This window comes from Nocardia sp. NPDC055029 (assembly GCF_053608525.1).
Window position 1 is genome coordinate 110,159 of the sequence record NZ_JBSGVQ010000012.1, and the last position, 16,902, is coordinate 127,060.

Sequence of the window (16,902 nt, forward strand, 5' to 3'; positions counted from 1 at the left end):
CTTCGTGATCATGACTCTAGGATGAGTAACTGCTCACCTTCTACTCCTCTTTCAGCCGAGGTCATCGAATGCCACCGCACGCCGATAAGCAGCGCAAACGTCCCAAACAGGATCGCGCGAAGGAAACCCGAACCCGCATTCTGACGGTATCCGCTCAGCTTTTCGGCAGCCGCGGGATCGGCAACACCTCGACCAACCGGATCGCCGCCGAAGCGGGCATGAGCATCGGCACCCTCTACCGGTATTTCACCGACCGCGACGAGATCGTCAAGGAGCTCACCGACGGCCTTTTCCTGCAGGTCGAAGACCAATACAGCCGGCTGCTCACCACCGGCGGCAACAAGGTGCCGCGTGACGCCGTCGCCGAGATCATCCGGATCGCGGTGGAGATCCTGGTCGCCAACGGTCCCCTGGTGCGCGCGCTGGTCGCCGATCTGCACTTCTACGGCAGCGGTATCCCCGAGTTCGAGCCGCGCCTGCGCATGATCATGAAGCTCTACCTGCTCCACCTGTTCGGTCCGACCAAGAACATCGACGTCGACATCATGGCTTTCGTCGTGCTCAACGCCGGTTTCGCCACTGCCCTGCGCTCGGTCGGGATGGAGGACGAGGGCCTCGACCGCGAGGTCGTCATCGACCACACCGCCGACATGATCGGCGCCTGGATCGCCTCGCTCACCGAACCCGAACCGGTCTAGAACACACGAAAGGCCCGGATCCGCCCCCGCGGGGATCCGGGCCGGAACGGCGATCAGCGTGCGTTGGCCGTGCAGGTCACGTCGACCAGGTCGGCGCCGCTGAACTGCGACGAACCGAAGTTGGCCAGCTGAGCGGTCGGGGTGATCTCCGACAGCTTGGTGTAGGCCTCGCGCTCGGCCTCGGCGCGGGTGGCGGCGATGGACACGGCGAAGCCCTGATCGCTCTCGACCAACGCGGCGCAGCCGTTGCCCCACCAGGCCACGACTCGGCAGTCGCCGGCTCCGCAATTCGCGATCGCCTCGGCTTCGGCGTCTTCGCGGCTGGAGGCGTTGACCCCGACGCCGAAGACCCACTCCCGATCACTCACCGCGTAGGCCGCGTACTGGTTGTCGGCCTTCGCCGCACCGGCACCGAACACCGATCCGGCCGCAAGGCCCAGCGCCGCGACGGCGAAACCGGCCTTACCCATGAAACTCATTCGAACGATCTCCTCTGGAAATTGCCCCGAAAAGCCGGAGCATCAAGATCATGGCCGAACACCGCTTCCTGGACAATCGAATAGAGCAGAATCACAATTCCCGCGATCGCTCCGGAAAGCCGAAAAGGCCCGGACCCCCACCGGGATCCGGGCCTTGCACGGAGCGTTCTAGACCGTGAAGCCGAGGGCGCGCAGCTGTTCGCGGCCGTCGTCGGTGATCTTGTCCGGGCCCCACGGGGGCATCCAGACCCAGTTGATCTTCAGGTCTTCGACCAGGCCGCTGCGGACCAGCGCGTTGCGGGACTGGTCCTCGATGACGTCGGTCAGCGGACAGGCCGCCGACGTGAGCGTCATGTCGAGGGTGCAGATGTTCCCGTCGTCGACGGACATGCCGTAGACCAGGCCGAGGTCGACGACATTGATGCCGAGCTCGGGGTCGACCACGTCGCGCATGGCCTCCTCGAGATCCTCCAGGTGCTGGACCTGCTCGGGTGTCAGCTCCACCGCGGGAGCCGCGGCTTCGGTGGCTTCGACGGCCGGTGTCTCACTCATCACGCTTCCCCATTTCCCATGGCAGGCTTGGCATCTTCGGCCGAGGCGATCTGCACGACGGCGTCCTTGAACGCCATCCACCCCAGCAGTGCGCACTTCACGCGCGCCGGGTACTTGGCGACGCCCGCGAGTGCGATGCCGTCGCCGATCATGTCCTCGTCGCCCTCGACGGTGCCGCGGCTCGAGATCATCTCACTGTAGGAGTCGACCACCTTCAGCGCCTGCTGCACCGGCAGCCCGATCACCTGATCGGCGAGGATCGAGGTGGCGGCCTGGCTGATCGAGCAGCCCTGACCGTCGTAGGAGACATCGGCGATCTCGCCCGCGCCGTCGATGTTCACCCGCAGGGTCACCTCGTCACCACAGGTCGGGTTCACGTGGTGCACTTCGGCACCGAACGGCTCCCGAAGGCCGCGATGGTGCGGGTGTTTGTAATGGTCCAGGATCACTTCCTGGTACATCTGCTCCATGCGCATGACTTATGCAACTCCACGGTGTCTAATCGTCGGCATTCGCTGCGCTCACGCCGAAGAAGTTCTGAGCCTTCCGCACGGCCTGCACCAGCGCGTCGACCTCGTCGAGGGTGTTGTACACGGCGAACGACGCCCGCGCGGTGGCCGCGACACCGAACTTGCGGTGCAGCGGCCAGGCGCAGTGGTGCCCGACCCGGATGGCGACACCCTGGTCGTCGAGGATCTGGCCCACGTCGTGGGCGTGGATGCCGTCGACCACGAACGCCACCGCGCCACCGCGGTCCACGTTCTCGGTGGGCCCGATGATCCGCACACCCTCGATCCCGCGCAGCCCGTCGAGCGCGGCGCCGGTGAGCGCGTGCTCGTGGGCGGCGATCGCGTCCATGCCGAGGCCTTCGAGGTAGCGCACCGCGGCGGCCAGCCCGACGACCTGCGAGGTCATCGGCGTGCCCGCCTCGAAGCGCTGCGGCGGCGGCGCGTAGGTGGTCTTCTCCATGGTGACGGTCTCGATCATCGACCCACCGGTGATGAACGGCGGGGTCTCCTCGAGCAGCGCACGACGGCCCCACAGTCCGCCCACACCCATCGGGCCGAGCATCTTGTGACCGGAGAACGCGGCGAAGTCGACGCCGAGCTCACGGAAGTTCACCGCCATGTGCGGCACCGACTGGCAGGCGTCGAGCACGACCAGCGCGCCGACTTCCTGTGCCCGGCGGACCAATTCGGCCACCGGGGCCACCGCGCCGGTCACGTTCGACTGGTGGGTGAACGCGAGAACCTTGGTCGCGGGCGACAGTTCGAGCGAATCCAGGTCGATGCGGCCGTCGTCGGTGACGCCGTACCACTTCAGGGTGGCGCCGGTCCGGCGCGCGAGTTCCTGCCACGGAACGAGATTCGCGTGGTGCTCGAGCTCGGTGATCACGATCTCGTCGCCCGGGCCGACCTTGTACGGGAACCGGTCGTCGCCGAACGCGTTGGCCACCAGGTTCAGCGACTCGGTCGCGTTCTTGGTGAACACGATCTCCCCGGCCTCGGCGCCGACGAAGCGCGCGATGGCGACGCGCGCGTCCTCGTAGGAGTCGGTCGCCTCCTCCGCCAGCTGGTGCGCACCGCGGTGCACCGCCGAGTTGCGGGTGAGCAGGAAGTCGCGCTCGGCGTCCAGCACCTGCAGCGGGCGCTGCGCGGTCGCACCGGAATCCAGGTACACCAACGGTTTCCCGTCCCGGACCGTGCGGTTCAGGATCGGGAAGTCGGCCCGGATCCGGGCGACGTCGATGGCGGGCACCGTCGCGGTCATCTCAGGCTCCAGCGGTCGCGGACGTGAAGCGCACGTAGCCGTTCGCGTCGAGTTCCTCGGCCAGCTCGGAGCCGCCCTCGGCGACGATCTTGCCGTTGACGAACACGTGCACGAAGTCGGGCTGGATGTAGCGCAGGATGCGGGTGTAGTGCGTGATCAGCAGCACGCCGCCGTTCTCGCGCTCCTTGTAGCGGTTGACGCCCTCGGAGACGATGCGCAGCGCGTCGACGTCGAGGCCGGAGTCGGTCTCGTCGAGGATCGCGATCTTCGGCTTGAGCAGACCCAGCTGCAGGACCTCGTGCCGCTTCTTCTCGCCACCGGAGAAGCCCTCGTTCACGCTGCGGTCGGCGAAGGCCGCGTCGATGTCGAGCTCCTTCATCGACTCCTTCACCTCCTTGACCCAGGTGCGCAGCTTGGGCGCCTCGCCGCGCACGGCGGTGGCGGCGGTCCGCAGGAAGTTCGACATCGAGACGCCGGGGACCTCGACCGGGTACTGCATCGCCAGGAACAGGCCGGCGCGAGCGCGCTCGTCGACCGACATCTCCAGCACGTCCTCACCGTCGAGGGTGATGGTGCCCTGGGTGACGGTGTACTTCGGGTGGCCCGCGATCACGTAGGACAGCGTCGACTTGCCCGAGCCGTTGGGGCCCATGATGGCGTGCGTCTCGCCGGAGCGCACGGTCAGGTTCACACCGTTGAGGATCTTCTTGGACTCACCCTCGGGGGTGGTGATCTCGGCGTGCAGGTCCTTGATTTCCAAGGTGGTCATCGAATTCGAATTCCTTCGTGGGGAGTAAGTGTGGTGTCAGATACCGACAGTGGCGAGCTCGGCCTCGATGGCCGCCTCCAGCCGCTCCCGGACCTCGGGGACCGTGATCTTCTGGATGATCTCGTGGAAGAAGCCACGCACCACCAGGCGGCGGGCGACGTCTTCCGGAATGCCGCGAGCACGCAGGTAGAACAGCTGCTCGTCGTCGAAACGGCCGGTGGCGCTGGCGTGTCCGGCGCCGGCGATCTCGCCGGTCTCGATCTCCAGGTTCGGCACCGAGTCGGCGCGGGCGCCGTCGGTGAGCACCAGGTTGCGGTTGGCCTCGTAGGTGTCGGTGCCCTCGGCGGCCGCGCGGATCAGCACGTCGCCGATCCACACGGTGCGGGCATCGCCCTTGGGCGAGGACGGATCACCCTGCAGCGCACCCTTGTACAGCACATTGGACTTGCAGTTGGGCTCCGAGTGATCGACCAGCAGGCGCTGCTCGAAGTGCTGGCCCGCGTCGGCGAAGTACAGGCCGAACAGCTCGGCCTCGCCGCCGGGACCGGCGTAGCGCACGGTGCCGGACAGGCGGACCAGATCGCCGCCGAGGGTCGCCGCGAAGTGCCGCACGGTGGCGTCGCGGCCCAGCATCACGTGATGCGCGGTCGCGTGGACGGCGTCCTCGGCCCATTCCTGGACGGCGACGACGGTCAGCTTGGCGCTGTCACCCAGCACGAATTCGACGTTCTCGGCGTAGGTTCCGCTGCCGCGCTGGTCGATGACCACGGTGGCGACGGCGAAGTTGTCCAGGCGCACCTGCAGGTGACCGTAGGCGGTCTTGCCCTCGCCGGGACCGGTGATGGTCACGGTGATCGGGTCGGAAACCTCGGTCTCCTTGCCGACGGTGATCACGGTCGCCGACTCGAAGCCCGAATAGGCCTGGGCGGCAACACGATCCGCGGGGGTACCGGCTTGGCCGAGGCGGGCGTCGGTGCGGTCCACCGTTTCCACGGTGACACCGGCGACCTCGCTGACCTCGACGGTCGCCTGACCGTCACGCACGGCCGTGCCGTCGTGCAGGCCGCGCAGGCGGCGCAGCGGGGTGAAGCGCCAGGCCTCGTCACGGCCCGACGGGACCTCGAACTGGTCGACATCGAACGAAGTGAAGACCTCGCCTTTGTTGACGGCGGCGCCCGCGCCCGGGTTCTGGGTCGGCGTCTCGAGCGACGACATCAGCCAACGGCCCCTTCCATCTGCAGCTCGATGAGCCGGTTCAGTTCCAACGCGTATTCCATCGGCAGTTCCTTGGCGATGGGCTCGACGAAGCCGCGCACCACCATCGCCATCGCCTCGTCCTCGGTCAGACCGCGGCTCATCAGGTAGAACAGCTGATCCTCGGAGACCTTGGAGACGGTCGCCTCGTGACCCATCGTCACGTCGTCCTCGCGGATGTCGACGTAGGGGTAGGTGTCGGAGCGGCTGATCGTGTCGACCAGCAGCGCGTCACACTTCACGGTCGACTTGGAGCCGTGGGCGCCCTTGTTGATCTGGACCAGGCCGCGGTACGACGCGCGACCGCCGCCACGCGCCACCGACTTCGACACGATGGTCGAGGAGGTGTGCGGGGCCAGGTGCAGCATCTTGGCGCCGGTGTCCTGGTGCTGGCCGACGCCGGCGAACGCGACCGAGAGCACCTCGCCGTGGGCGTGCTCACCGGTCATCCAGACCGCCGGGTACTTCATGGTGACCTTGGAGCCGATGTTGCCGTCGACCCATTCCATGGTGGCGCCCGCCTCGGCCTTGGCCCGCTTGGTGACCAGGTTGTAGACGTTGTTGGACCAGTTCTGGATGGTCGTGTAGCGGCAGCGGCCGCCCTTCTTCACGATGATTTCGACGACCGCGGAGTGCAGCGAGTCGGACTTGTAGATCGGGGCTGTACAACCCTCGACGTAGTGGACGTAGGCGTCCTCGTCGACGATGATCAGCGTCCGCTCGAACTGGCCCATGTTCTCGGTGTTGATCCGGAAGTAGGCCTGCAGCGGGATGTCGACGTGCACGCCCGGCGGCACGTAGATGAACGAGCCACCCGACCAGACGGCGGTGTTGAGCGCGGAGAACTTGTTGTCACCGGCGGGGATCACCGAGCCGAAGTACTGCTGGAAGATCTCCGGGTGCTCCTTGAGCGCCGTGTCGGTGTCGAGGAAGATGACGCCCTGCTTCTCCAGGTCCTCGCGGATGGAGTGGTAGACGACCTCGGACTCGTACTGCGCGGCGACACCGGAGACCAGCCGCTGCTTCTCCGCCTCGGGGATGCCCAGCTTGTCGTAGGTGTTCTTGATGTCCTCGGGCAGGTCTTCCCAGCTCTCGGCCTGCTTCTCCGAGGAGCGCACGAAGTACTTGATGTTGTCGAAGTCGATGCCGTCGAGGTTGGAACCCCAGTTCGGCATGGGCTTGCGATCGAAGATGCGCAGGGCCTTGAGGCGGATGTCGAGCATCCACTCCGCCTCGCTCTTCTTGGCCGAGATGTCGCGAACGACAGCTTCCGACAGACCGCGTTGCGCGCTGGCGCCGGCCTCGTCCGAGTCGGCCCAGCCGTAACCGTAGTTGCCCAGCGAGGCGATGGTCTCGTCCTGGGTCAGCGGTTGCACCTGGTCGGTGGTCGTCGTCATTCGGCACTCCTTCCGGAGTCGTTCGTTCGTCCCGCCGCGGGCTGTGCGGCGGTGATCAGCGGTACGTGGGTGGTGCAGGCGCAATCGCCGTTGGCGATGGTCGCAAGTCGCTGGACGTGGGTGCCGAGCAGGTCGCGGAAAGCGTCCAGTTCGGCGTCACACAGCTGCGGGAACTCCTCGGCCACGTGGGCCACGGGGCAGTGATGCTGGCAGATCTGCACACCGGTGCCGACCTGGCGGGTGGTGGCGGCGAAACCGGCGTCGGTGAACGCTTCCGCGATCTCCTCCACCTTCGCCTCGATCTGGGGTGCGGTGTGCTCGGCGACCGGCTCGATGCCGTCGACGATGACGTTGACCCGCTTGCGGGCGAAGTCGGCGATCGCCGCGTCGCCGCCGATCTCGCCGAGCTGACGGATCGCCGCCCCGGCCAGATCGTCGTAGGCGTGGCCGAGATTGCCGCGCCCCGCTGCCGTGAGCTGGTACTGCTTGGCCGGTCGGCCGCGGCCCTTCTGCTGCCACGGCGCCGATCGGCTCGCCCTGGCCTGACCCGCGTCGATGAGCGCGTCGAGGTGCCTGCGCACGCCCGCGGGCGCGAGCCCGAGCGCGGTGCCGATGGCGGTCGCGGTGATCGGGCCGTCTTCGAGCAGGAGCTGGACGATGGCCGCCCTGGTCTGACCCTCGTGCACGGTCGCGACGGGCACGGCCGACGTCCGGGCGCCGGTCGTCTTACGACCGGTCCCTTCCACGCCTGTCCGCAAACCCACGGTTTTCACAACACCAGTGTGGCGGAATTACTTCCCTAAATCTAATAAGGGTCACCTTGGCAAGGGTGCCCTGACCTGGGAAGTCGCCGCATCCCGTTCCACTGCCCCGGGTAAAAGCCCAGGTACCGCTCCCGGCGCCGGATCAATTCCGCGCGCCGGGGTGACTCATCGCACAGCGCGGGGGTCCGTCACCGGGGTAGCGGTTCGGTCGCCGGGCCCTCGAGCACGGTGCCGTCGGGGGCGAAACGCGATCCGTGCAGCGGGCAGTCCCAGGTGCGTTCGGCGTCGTTCCACCGCACTATGCCGTACAGGTGCGGGCACACCGCCGACACCTCGGTGGTCACGCCATCGACGGTGCAGACGGCGGTGGGGCGCAACCCGTGACGTTCGGTCCAGCCGCAGCCTTCGGGCGGCACCGGGTGCCCGCCCGCGCCGACCAGCCGCAACCACCCGGTAGACAGGTATCGGGCCACCGCCGCGTTGGACTTGGCGCCTGCCAGGACCGAGGTCACCTCGTTGAGACGCCAGGCGGACAGGGTGCCCGCCCACGGCGGCGGCTTGCCGGTCAGCCGCCCGGCTAGCGCGTGTGCGGCGGCGGCGCCGTTGGTCAGTCCCCATTTCGCGAAGCCGGTGGCGACCAGGACATCGTCGCGACCAGGAAGCAGCGGTCCGACATAAGGCAGTTCGCCGACGGGGTGGTAGTCCTGGGCCGACCAGCGGTGCAGCAGTTCGGCACCGGGGAACCAGCGGCCGGTCCAGTCGAGCAGCTGCTGGACGTGGGCGGTGGCCGAGCCCTCCCGGCCGACGTCGTGGCCGCTGCCGCCGACGAGCAGCACGTCACCGTCCTCGGCCGGGAACACACGCAGCGATCGGATGGGCCGTCCGGCACTGATGTACATCTCCTGCGGCACCGGTCCCGGAACCCGCCACGCCGACAGATAGGAACGCTGCGCGGTGAGGCGGGCGAAGAAGCCGCCGCGGTCGAAGATCGGGGTGCCGGTGGCCACCACGACGTTCGCCGCCGACACCTCGCCGTGTTCGGTGCCGATCACGACCTCGCCGTCGCGGTGGTGCAGGCTCTGGGCGCGGGTGGATTCGAAGATCGGCGCGCCGTGCGATTCCACGTCGGCGGCGAGGGCGGCCAGCATCGCCATCGGGTCGATCTGGGCTTGCTCGCGCAGGCGGACCGCGCCGTAGGTGGGAAACGGGACGTCGATGTCGTCGACCAGCTCGGTGGGTAGTCCCACGGTGCGGGTGGCCTCGAATTCCGCACGCACAGCGGCGGTTTCGGACCGGTTCTGGGCGTAGGTGAGCGCGGGGACCCGCTGGGCGTCGATATCGTGGCCCGCGCAGAAGTTCAGCAGCCAATCCAATCCCTCGACATTGCCCGCGATATAGCGCGCCAGCGTCGCCATGCCGTGCCTGCGCGCGATGGCCTGGGCCCGGGTGCCTTGCAGCAGCGAGATCTTCGCCGTGGAGGCGGCGGTCGTGCCGGCGCCGACCCGCCTGGCCTCGAGCACCGCGACCTCGCGGCCCTGCTCGGCCAGCAGCAGCGCGGTCGCCAGCCCGACCAGCCCGGCGCCGATGACGACGGTGTCGAAGCGGGAACCGGTGGTGAGCCGCAAACGGGCGGGGACCTCGGCGTTGTTCAACCACAATGACGTCATGTCCCGGTCATAGCCCCGACGCGTCAACCGAAACTCCCCCAGCCCGCCGCGTCGGCGCATGGCACGATGGCGGTGTGTCCACCCCGCCCACACCCACGTGTGTCCGCCACCCCGATCGACCCACCGGACTCGCGTGCACGCGGTGTGGCAGGCCCGCCTGTCCGGAATGCCTGCGGCCCGCCTCGGTCGGACAGCACTGCGTGGACTGCGTGCGGCAGGGGCAGCGGGACGTGCGGCAGGTGCGCACCGTCGGTGGCGGGCGGGCCGGTAGCGGTGCGGTTCCGTATGTCACCTACGGATTGATCGCGATCAATGTGCTGGTCTACGTCATCACGGCCGCCCAGGCGGGCAGCGCGATGGACAACTATCGCGGGTCGGCGCTGTTCCGGGAGTTCGTGCTGGTTCCGCTGCTGGTGGCCGACGGCGAGTGGTGGCGACTGATCGGCTCGGGATTCCTGCATTACGGCGCGATCCACCTGCTGGTCAACATGTTCGCGCTCTATGTCGTCGGACGCGATCTCGAGCAGGTGCTCGGCCGGGTGCGGTTCGCCTGTGTCTACCTGGTCTCGCTGCTCGGCGGTTCCGCCGCGGTGATGGCCCTGTCGGACACGATCGTCGCGACCGCGGGTGCCTCCGGCGCGGTGTACGGCCTGTTCGGAGCGGTCACCGTGACGCTGATCCGGCTGCGGCAGAGCCCGACGCCGATGCTGGTCGTCATCGGCGTCAACGTGCTGATCAGTTTCTCGCTACCGGGCATCTCGCTGTGGGGCCACCTCGGCGGGCTGGCCGCGGGCACGCTCGCCGCGCTCGGTTTCCTGTTCGTCCCCGGCTGGCTGCTGGCCCGCGGGCCGGAAGCGGCGCGGACACCGGAAGCAGCGCGGCGCGTCGGCTGGGCCGCCTTCGCCGCGGTCGCGGTGGCGTGTGTCGCTGTCACCGTCGCGGCCACCTTCGTGGTGCGCGGCGACCTGCCGAAGGCGCCCGTCGAGGTGACGGCCCCCGTCCTCGAGACGCCGCAGCCGCGGTAGCCGATCCGCGCTCGTCGACGACGTGCGGCCGACCGGAACAGCGCCACGCGCGGCGGACCACACTAGGCTCCGTGTTCGTGGCGGTACTGGAGGGCGCGGCGCGCAAGACACTGGCGTTCGGGAGGCGGGCTCTCGGGCTCGACGTGCCGACGCCCGATCACACCGTCGCGGTGCTGCACCGCGACGAGAGCGAGGTCCCCGGGCTCGACAAGAACGAGCGCGCGCAACTGGACCGGATCCGGCTGATGGGCGCGACCGGCGCGGTGCTGATGGCGATCGCGGCGCTGGGCATCGGTGCGCAGCCGGTGCACCAGAACCCGGTCTCGGGCATGCGGGTACTCGGCATCTTCGCGCGGGCGCACACCGGGTCGCTGGCGATGTGCATGTTCGGCACCGTCCTGGTGATCGGCGCGTGGCTGCTGCTCGGCAGGTTCGCCGTCGGCGGGCTGGCCGGTTCGCCGCTGCACCGGTTGAGCCGGTCGCAGCTGGACCGGACGCTGCTGCTGTGGATCATCCCGCTCAGCGTGGCGCCGCCGATGTTCAGCAACGACGTCTATTCCTATCTGGCGCAGAGCGAGATCGCCGCGCGCGGCATCGACCCCTATCTGGAGGGGCCGGTCGCCGGGCTCGGCATCGACAACGTCCTCACCAACAATGTGCCGACGATCTGGCGCGACACGCCCGCGCCCTACGGTCCGCTGTTCCTGTGGATCGGCCGTGGCATCGCGGAGCTGACCGGGGACAACATCATCGCCGGGGTGTGGGTGCACCGGCTGCTCGCGCTGGCCGGTGTCGCCTTGATCGTGTGGGCGCTGCCCCGGCTGTCCGTGCGCTGCGGCGTCGCCCCGGTGAGCGCGCTGTGGCTGGGCGCGGCGAATCCGCTGGTGCTGTTCCATCTGGTCGGCGGCGTGCACAACGACGCGCTCATGCTCGGTCTGATGCTGGCCGGTGTGGAGATGATGCTGCGCGCGATCTACGGCAACGGCGGCATGCCTGATCGGTTGACCGGCACGAATCTCGCACCCTTCGACGCTCGTGCCTATGGCCTGCTGATCGGTGGCGCGGTGGTGATCACGCTGTCGTCATCGGTCAAGTTCACCTCGATCATCGCGCTCGGCTTCGTCGGTATGGCGCTGGCCCGCAGGTGGGGCGGCACCCTCCAGGCAGTGGTCAAGGCGGCCCTGTTGCTCGGTCTGATCGCCGGGGTGACGACACTGCTGGTGAGCTGGCTGAGCGGACTCGGGTTCGGCTGGATCTTCACCCTCAACACCGCCAGCGCCGTGCGCAGCTGGATGTCGCTGCCGACGGTCATCGGCATCATCACCGGATTCGGCGGCGTCCTCCTCGGTCTCGGTGATCACACGACGGCGCTGTTGTCGATCACCCGGCCCATCGCGGCGGCGGTCGCTGCCTACGTGACGGTGCGCATGCTGGTCGCCACCGGCACCGGCAGGCTGCACCCGGTCGGCGCGCTCGGCGTCTCGCTCGGCGCGATCGTGCTGCTGTTCCCGGTGGTCCAGCCCTGGTACCTGCTGTGGGCGATCGTGCCGCTGGCCGCCTGGGCGACCCAGCCGGTGTTCCGTGTGCCCGCGGTCGCGTTCTCCGCGGTCGTCTCGATGCTGGTGATGCCGCGCGGTGCGGAATTCCAGGTCTTCCAGATCATCGGCGCCGCACTGGCAGCCGCGGTCTGCTTCGCGTTGTTCTTCGCACTCACCCGGCACTCCCTCCCGTGGCGCGCTCAGCCGGGGGTGTCGGCTCCGTCACAGGAGGGCACGGCTTACCGTGTGACATCGTGACAAGTCGCCCCGGACCCGCTGTTAGCGTCGACGGCGTGGTCAAGCGCTATGGCGAGACCACCGCGGTCGACGGCCTGCGGTTCGATGTCGAACAGGCCCAGGTGTTCGCGTTGCTCGGCCCCAACGGCGCGGGCAAGACCACCACCGTCGAGATGTGCGAGGGCTTCGTCCGCCCCGACGCGGGCACGGTGCGCGTCCTCGGGCTCGACCCGATCGCCGACTCCGAACAGCTGCGCCCGCGCATCGGCGTGATGCTGCAGGGCGGCGGCGCCTACCCGGGCGCCCGCGCGGGCGAGATGCTCGACCTGGTCGCCGCGTACTCGGCCGACCCGATCGATCCCGACTGGCTGCTGGCGACGCTCGGTCTGCGGGACAACCGCCGCACGCCCTACCGCCGCCTGTCCGGTGGTCAGCAGCAGCGGCTCGCGCTGGCCTGCGCGCTGGTCGGCAGGCCGGAGATCGTCTTCCTCGACGAACCCACCGCGGGCCTGGACGCCCAGGCGCGGCTGATCGTGTGGGAACTGATCGACGCCCTGCGCCGGGACGGGGTGAGCGTCGTCCTCACCACGCACATGATGGACGAGGCCGAACAGCTCGCCGACCAGCTGGTGATCATCGATCACGGCGAGATCGTCGCCCAGGGCACGCCCGCCGAGGTCACCGCGCACGGCGCCGCGGGTCAGCTGCGGTTCTGCGCCCCGCCGAAACTCGATATCGCGATGCTGAAATCGGCGCTGCCGGAAGGCTTCTCGCCGCGCGAGACATCGCCGGGCACCTATCTCGTCGAGGGCGAGATCACCCCGCAGGTGCTGGCGACCGTCACCGCCTGGTGCGCCAGGATGGACGTGCTGGCCACCGACATCCGCATCGATGCGCGCCGCCTCGAAGATGTCTTCCTCGAACTGACCGGACGGGACCTGCGCGGATGACCGAGACCACCAGCCGGTTCCTGCCCGGCACGTTCGCCCCCGGCCCGCGACCAGCCTCGCGCGCGACGATGCTCACCGCGCAGACCGGGCTCGAGCTGAAGCTGTTGCTGCGCAACGGCGAACAGTTGCTGCTCACCATGTTCATCCCGATCACCCTGCTGATCGGGCTCACCCTGCTGCCGTTCGGCGAACTCGGCGAGCACCGGGTCGAGAAGGTGGTGCCGATGGTCATGATGACCGCGGTGATGTCGACCGCGTTCACGGGCCAGGCCATCGCCGTCGGCTTCGACCGGCGCTACGGCGCGCTCAAGCGCCTCGGCGCGACGCCGCTGCCGCGCTGGGGCGTGATCGCGGGCAAGTGCGCGGCGGTCCTGATCGTCGTGGTGCTGCAGGCGATGCTGCTCGGCGTGATCGGTGCGGCCCTGGGCTGGCGGCCCGGACTCGGCGGTCTGGCGCTCGGCGCACTGGTGATCGCGCTCGGCACCGCGACCTTCGCGGCCATGGGCCTGCTGCTCGGCGGGACGCTCAAGGCCGAGGTCGTGCTGGCGCTGGCCAATGTCCTGTGGTTCATCATGCTCGGCGTCGCCAGCCTGGTGCTGGTCGGCGATTCGCTGCACACCGCGGTCACCGTGCTCGTCCGGTTGGTCCCGTCCGGGGCGCTGGCGTTCGCGCTGGAAGCGGCGCTGTCCGGGGCGGTCGACTGGTTCGGTGTCGCGGTGCTGGCGGTGTGGGGCGTGGTGTGCGGGTGGCTCGCGACCCGGCTGTTCCGGTTCAGCTGAGTGATCAACGACGCACCGTAGTAGCCCTGGTATCGGGCGGGAATTCGCGGCCAGTACCATCGTGACGTGCTGTATCGCGCCTTCCTGGGACTCGTCGACCGGCTGCCGCTCCCCTCGCTGCGGGTGCAGCGGCTCATCGCGTTCGCGGTGATCCTCAGCCAGGCAGGCATTTCCGTGACCGGCGCCGTCGTGCGCGTCACCGCGTCGGGCCTCGGCTGCCCGACCTGGCCGCAGTGCTTCCCCGGCAGCTTCACCCCGGTGGGGGTGTCGGAGGTGCCGGTCATCCATCAGACCGTCGAGTTCGGCAACCGGCTGCTCACCTTCGCGGTGACGCTGTGCGCCGCGCTGATCGTGCTCGCCGTGGTCAGGGCGCGGCGCCGTCGCGAGGTGCTCGTCTACGCGTGGCTGATGCCCGGCGGCACCGTCGTGCAGGCGATCATCGGCGGCATCACCGTGCGCACCGGGCTGCTGTGGTGGACGGTGGCCGTGCACCTGCTGGCCTCGATGGTGATGGTGTGGCTGGCGGTCGTGCTCTACGCCAAGATCGGTCAGCCCGACGACGGCATCGACACCGTCGCTGTGCCCGCTCCCCTGCGCTGGCTCACCGCGCTCAGCGGTGTCGCGCTGGCGGGTGTGCTGATCGCGGGCACGCTGGTCACCGCCGCCGGACCACATGCCGGTGACAAGAGCATCGAACGTCCGGTCGCGCGCCTGCAAGTCGAGATCGTCACGCTGGTGCACCTGCACTCGCAGTTGCTCGTCGGCTATCTGGCGCTGCTGGTCGGCCTCGCGTTCGGCCTGTTCGCCGTCGGTATCACGCCGGCGATCCGCGTCCGCCTGTACGTGCTGCTCGGGCTGGTCGTGTCCCAGTCTCTTGTCGGCGTCGTCCAGTACTTCACCGATGTGCCCGCCGCGCTGGTCGCCATCCACGTCGGCGGCGCCGCGGCCTGCACGGCCGCGACCGCCGCGCTGTGGGCGTCGCTGCGCGTCCGCGAGCAGGTCGACGCGCCCGCTCCGGTGCCCGCGGGGCACTGATCTCCTGACAAGACAACAGCCCGCGATCTCGATGATCGCGGGCTGTTGGCGTACCGGGCTCAGGCGCCGGTGAAGAGCTTCCCGTTGCGCGCCTTCGGGAAGCGAGTCTGGTTGGCGACCCAGCCCGCCATCTTCTTCCAGTGCGACGCGGCCGGGGTCACGACGGAGACCAGCTCGCGGTTCCACTCGTCGGTCTCGGCGAGGCCGTCGACCCGCTCGACCAGGGCCTTCGCGGTCGCCATGTCGGCCACCACGCGGTCGCCCAGGATGCCGTCGGCGCCGACCAGCGTGATGCGCACGCCCTGCTCGCCGAGGTACTGCAGCACGGCCGTCCCCGAACCACCGTGCTCGGCGACGAACTTGACGACGGACTTCTCGACCTCGGCAGGCACCTTCACGGCGACGGGGGCGGCGGTGGTAGCACTCATGGCCGTGAGTTTACCGGCCGGTAGTTCCGAGTCCACCCCCGAGTGGCGTCGAACACGGGGTGTACAAAGGGGACTCATGCGCGCGATTCAGGTTTCCGAGCACGGTGGTCCCGAGGTCCTGCGGTACGTCGAGGTGGCGGATCCACAGATCGGGCCGGGTCAGCTGCTGGTCGACACGCAGGGCGTCGGCGTCAACTACATCGACATCTACTTCCGCACCGGACTGTATCCGCAGGCGACTCCTTATATACCGGGCTCCGAAGGCACCGGCATCGTGGCGGAGGTCGGCGCGGAGGTCACCGAGTTCGCGGTCGGCGACCGGGTGGCGTGGGCCGCGGCGCCGGGCAGCTACGCGGGCAAGGTCGCCGTCGACGCGGCCGTGGCGGTGCGGGTGCCCGACACCGTCGAACCGGTCGTCGCGGCGGCCGCCCTGCTCCAGGGCATGACCGCGCACTACCTGGTCGAATCGGTGTTCCGCCCCGAACCCGGCGATCCGGTACTCATCCACGCCGGCGCGGGCGGCGTCGGGCTGCTGCTCACCCAGATGGCCGCCGCCAAGGGCGCCCGGGTGATCACCACCGTCTCCACCGACGACAAGGAAAAGCTCTCGCGCCAGGCGGGCGCCCGCGAGGTCCTGCGCTACGGTGACGATCTTGCCGCGCAGGTCCGCGAACTGACCGATGGCGCCGGTGTCGCCGCGGTCTACGACGGCGTCGGCGCCAGCACCTTCGAAGCCAGCCTCGCCTCGCTGCGCGTGCGCGGCACCCTGGCCCTGTTCGGCGCGGCCAGCGGGGCGGTCCCGCCGTTCGACCCGCAACGCCTCAACCCGGCCGGTTCCCTCTGGCTCACCCGCCCGTCCCTTGGCGCCTACACCCGGGACCGCACCGAATTCCTCTGGCGCGCAACCGATGTCTTCGACGGCATCGCCGCGGGCACCCTGACCTTCCGGATCGGCGCGACCTACCCCCTCGCCGACGCCGCCCAGGCCCACCAGGATCTCGCCGCACGCAAGACCACCGGCTCCATCGTCCTGCTGCCCTAAGTCAGGTCTCGCCGCTCTAGATCGCCCCGTGACACCTGATTCTTCATTCTTCGCCGAACTCCGGCGGCTTTGCCATTCTGGGAGCGGGCAGGGGCGCATCGAGTGAAAAAGGCGCAGAATGGATGGAGGAAGGTTGTCATGCGCGCGATACAGGGCCTGCTCAATGTGGTGGTGGGAATCCTGACGGCCGTGCTCGGCACGGTAGTCGGGGTGCTGGCCGCTGTGGTGTGGGTCCTCGGTGCCGTGCTGTGCGCGACGATCCTCCTGATTCCGCTGGGGCTTCCTGTCATCAAGCTCGGTAGCCGCCTGTTCGGCCTTGCCAAACAGCTGATGCATAACCCCTGATTCCGCTCGCTTCCCGGATTTGCTGATTGCCAGATGACGGCTCAGATGCCGCACGTTCGCGGGTCTTCGCAGGCAGCACCCGTCGACCCATCCGGTAACTAGGCATACGCTGGAATGCATGTGGTGTACCCCACTCATAGGGGTGTCATAGCTCGACGTATCGGGGACGCGTC

At 68.8% G+C, this 16,902-nt stretch carries 18 protein-coding genes; 8 read left to right on the forward strand and 10 right to left on the reverse strand.

The features are described 5' to 3' along the window. Positions 1–68 precede the first annotated feature (68 nt). Positions 69–698, forward strand: coding sequence for a TetR/AcrR family transcriptional regulator (locus tag ACWF9G_RS13950; protein WP_452515561.1), 630 nt, complete (start codon positions 69–71; stop codon positions 696–698). A gap of 53 nt (positions 699–751) precedes the next feature. On the opposite strand, the gene ACWF9G_RS13955 is transcribed toward ACWF9G_RS13950, so the two are convergent. The 9 genes from ACWF9G_RS13955 to ACWF9G_RS13995 all read right to left on the reverse strand — a co-directional run bounded on the left by ACWF9G_RS13955 (position 752) and on the right by ACWF9G_RS13995 (position 9,350). Further along, positions 752–1,177 carry a DUF4189 domain-containing protein gene (locus ACWF9G_RS13955; RefSeq protein WP_452515563.1) on the reverse strand — a complete coding sequence of 142 codons (426 nt, stop codon included), beginning with the start codon at positions 1,175–1,177 and terminating at the stop codon, positions 752–754. Positions 1,178–1,345: 168 nt separating this feature from the next. Further along, positions 1,346–1,729: a metal-sulfur cluster assembly factor gene (locus ACWF9G_RS13960; RefSeq protein ID WP_379306699.1), complete on the reverse strand. Its 384-nt coding sequence runs from the start codon at positions 1,727–1,729 to the stop codon at positions 1,346–1,348. Further along, positions 1,729–2,205 (reverse strand): Fe-S cluster assembly sulfur transfer protein SufU, encoded by a 477-nt coding sequence (sufU, locus tag ACWF9G_RS13965; protein WP_452515565.1) that lies wholly within the window; start codon positions 2,203–2,205, stop codon positions 1,729–1,731. Before sufU ends, ACWF9G_RS13960 begins: the two co-directional genes overlap by 1 nt. Positions 2,206–2,227: 22 nt before the next feature. Further along, positions 2,228–3,499 carry a cysteine desulfurase gene (locus tag ACWF9G_RS13970; protein WP_452515567.1) on the reverse strand — a complete coding sequence of 424 codons (1,272 nt, stop codon included), beginning with the start codon at positions 3,497–3,499 and terminating at the stop codon, positions 2,228–2,230. A gap of 1 nt (position 3,500) precedes the next feature. Beyond that, a complete protein-coding gene (gene sufC, locus ACWF9G_RS13975; protein WP_378853788.1) occupies positions 3,501–4,268 on the reverse strand; it encodes a Fe-S cluster assembly ATPase SufC in 768 nt (255 codons plus the stop codon). Positions 4,269–4,304: 36 nt separating this feature from the next. After that, positions 4,305–5,483 (reverse strand): Fe-S cluster assembly protein SufD, encoded by a 1,179-nt coding sequence (gene sufD / locus ACWF9G_RS13980; protein ID WP_379306707.1) that lies wholly within the window; start codon positions 5,481–5,483, stop codon positions 4,305–4,307. Then, a complete protein-coding gene (gene sufB, locus ACWF9G_RS13985; protein WP_379032649.1) occupies positions 5,483–6,919 on the reverse strand; it encodes a Fe-S cluster assembly protein SufB in 1,437 nt (478 codons plus the stop codon). The genes sufD and sufB overlap by 1 nt, the downstream gene beginning before the upstream one ends. Next, on the reverse strand, positions 6,916–7,692 hold the full coding sequence (locus ACWF9G_RS13990) for a helix-turn-helix transcriptional regulator (RefSeq protein ID WP_452515570.1): 777 nt from the start codon (positions 7,690–7,692) through the stop codon (positions 6,916–6,918). The genes sufB and ACWF9G_RS13990 overlap by 4 nt, the downstream gene beginning before the upstream one ends. Before the next feature lie 179 nt (positions 7,693–7,871). After that, the gene (locus tag ACWF9G_RS13995; protein ID WP_452515572.1) at positions 7,872–9,350 is read right to left on the reverse strand and encodes an FAD-dependent oxidoreductase; all 1,479 of its coding nucleotides are present in this window, start codon (positions 9,348–9,350) and stop codon (positions 7,872–7,874) included. A 74-nt stretch (positions 9,351–9,424) separates the two neighbouring features. Between ACWF9G_RS13995 and ACWF9G_RS14000 the strand changes: the two genes are divergently transcribed. The 5 genes from ACWF9G_RS14000 (at position 9,425) to ACWF9G_RS14020 (ending at position 14,914) form a co-directional block, all read left to right on the forward strand. After that, positions 9,425–10,375: a rhomboid family intramembrane serine protease gene (locus ACWF9G_RS14000; protein WP_452515574.1), complete on the forward strand. Its 951-nt coding sequence runs from the start codon at positions 9,425–9,427 to the stop codon at positions 10,373–10,375. Between the two features lie 77 nt (positions 10,376–10,452). Then, positions 10,453–12,171 carry a polyprenol phosphomannose-dependent alpha 1,6 mannosyltransferase MptB gene (mptB, locus tag ACWF9G_RS14005; protein WP_379310924.1) on the forward strand — a complete coding sequence of 573 codons (1,719 nt, stop codon included), beginning with the start codon at positions 10,453–10,455 and terminating at the stop codon, positions 12,169–12,171. Next, a complete protein-coding gene (locus ACWF9G_RS14010; RefSeq protein WP_452515576.1) occupies positions 12,168–13,100 on the forward strand; it encodes an ABC transporter ATP-binding protein in 933 nt (310 codons plus the stop codon). The genes mptB and ACWF9G_RS14010 overlap by 4 nt, the downstream gene beginning before the upstream one ends. Beyond that, positions 13,097–13,879, forward strand: coding sequence for an ABC transporter permease (locus ACWF9G_RS14015; protein WP_452515578.1), 783 nt, complete (start codon positions 13,097–13,099; stop codon positions 13,877–13,879). Before ACWF9G_RS14010 ends, ACWF9G_RS14015 begins: the two co-directional genes overlap by 4 nt. Before the next feature lie 66 nt (positions 13,880–13,945). Beyond that, positions 13,946–14,914 (forward strand): COX15/CtaA family protein, encoded by a 969-nt coding sequence (locus tag ACWF9G_RS14020; RefSeq protein WP_452515580.1) that lies wholly within the window; start codon positions 13,946–13,948, stop codon positions 14,912–14,914. A 59-nt stretch (positions 14,915–14,973) separates the two neighbouring features. On the opposite strand, the gene ACWF9G_RS14025 is transcribed toward ACWF9G_RS14020, so the two are convergent. After that, complete coding sequence (locus ACWF9G_RS14025; protein ID WP_452515582.1) at positions 14,974–15,342, reverse strand: hypothetical protein; 369 nt, start codon at positions 15,340–15,342, stop codon at positions 14,974–14,976. A gap of 76 nt (positions 15,343–15,418) precedes the next feature. Between ACWF9G_RS14025 and ACWF9G_RS14030 the strand changes: the two genes are divergently transcribed. Together ACWF9G_RS14030 and ACWF9G_RS14035 are read left to right on the forward strand one after the other, a co-directional pair. After that, positions 15,419–16,384: a quinone oxidoreductase family protein gene (locus ACWF9G_RS14030; RefSeq protein WP_452515583.1), complete on the forward strand. Its 966-nt coding sequence runs from the start codon at positions 15,419–15,421 to the stop codon at positions 16,382–16,384. Positions 16,385–16,522: 138 nt separating this feature from the next. Then, on the forward strand, positions 16,523–16,729 hold the full coding sequence (locus ACWF9G_RS14035) for a hypothetical protein (protein ID WP_452515585.1): 207 nt from the start codon (positions 16,523–16,525) through the stop codon (positions 16,727–16,729). Positions 16,730–16,902 lie beyond the last annotated feature (173 nt).

Coding starts and splice junctions, on each gene's coding strand:
- ACWF9G_RS13950 (WP_452515561.1), top strand. CDS start 69: ATGCCACCGCACGCCGATAAGCAGCGCAAACGTCCCAAACAGGATCGC.
- ACWF9G_RS13955 (WP_452515563.1), bottom strand. CDS start 1,177: ATGAGTTTCATGGGTAAGGCCGGTTTCGCCGTCGCGGCGCTGGGCCTT.
- ACWF9G_RS13960 (WP_379306699.1), bottom strand. CDS start 1,729: ATGAGTGAGACACCGGCCGTCGAAGCCACCGAAGCCGCGGCTCCCGCG.
- sufU (WP_452515565.1), bottom strand. CDS start 2,205: ATGCGCATGGAGCAGATGTACCAGGAAGTGATCCTGGACCATTACAAA.
- ACWF9G_RS13970 (WP_452515567.1), bottom strand. CDS start 3,499: ATGACCGCGACGGTGCCCGCCATCGACGTCGCCCGGATCCGGGCCGAC.
- sufC (WP_378853788.1), bottom strand. CDS start 4,268: ATGACCACCTTGGAAATCAAGGACCTGCACGCCGAGATCACCACCCCC.
- sufD (WP_379306707.1), bottom strand. CDS start 5,483: ATGTCGTCGCTCGAGACGCCGACCCAGAACCCGGGCGCGGGCGCCGCC.
- sufB (WP_379032649.1), bottom strand. CDS start 6,919: ATGACGACGACCACCGACCAGGTGCAACCGCTGACCCAGGACGAGACC.
- ACWF9G_RS13995 (WP_452515572.1), bottom strand. CDS start 9,350: ATGACGTCATTGTGGTTGAACAACGCCGAGGTCCCCGCCCGTTTGCGG.
- ACWF9G_RS14015 (WP_452515578.1), top strand. CDS start 13,097: ATGACCGAGACCACCAGCCGGTTCCTGCCCGGCACGTTCGCCCCCGGC.
- ACWF9G_RS14025 (WP_452515582.1), bottom strand. CDS start 15,342: ATGAGTGCTACCACCGCCGCCCCCGTCGCCGTGAAGGTGCCTGCCGAG.
- ACWF9G_RS14030 (WP_452515583.1), top strand. CDS start 15,419: ATGCGCGCGATTCAGGTTTCCGAGCACGGTGGTCCCGAGGTCCTGCGG.
- ACWF9G_RS14035 (WP_452515585.1), top strand. CDS start 16,523: ATGCGCGCGATACAGGGCCTGCTCAATGTGGTGGTGGGAATCCTGACG.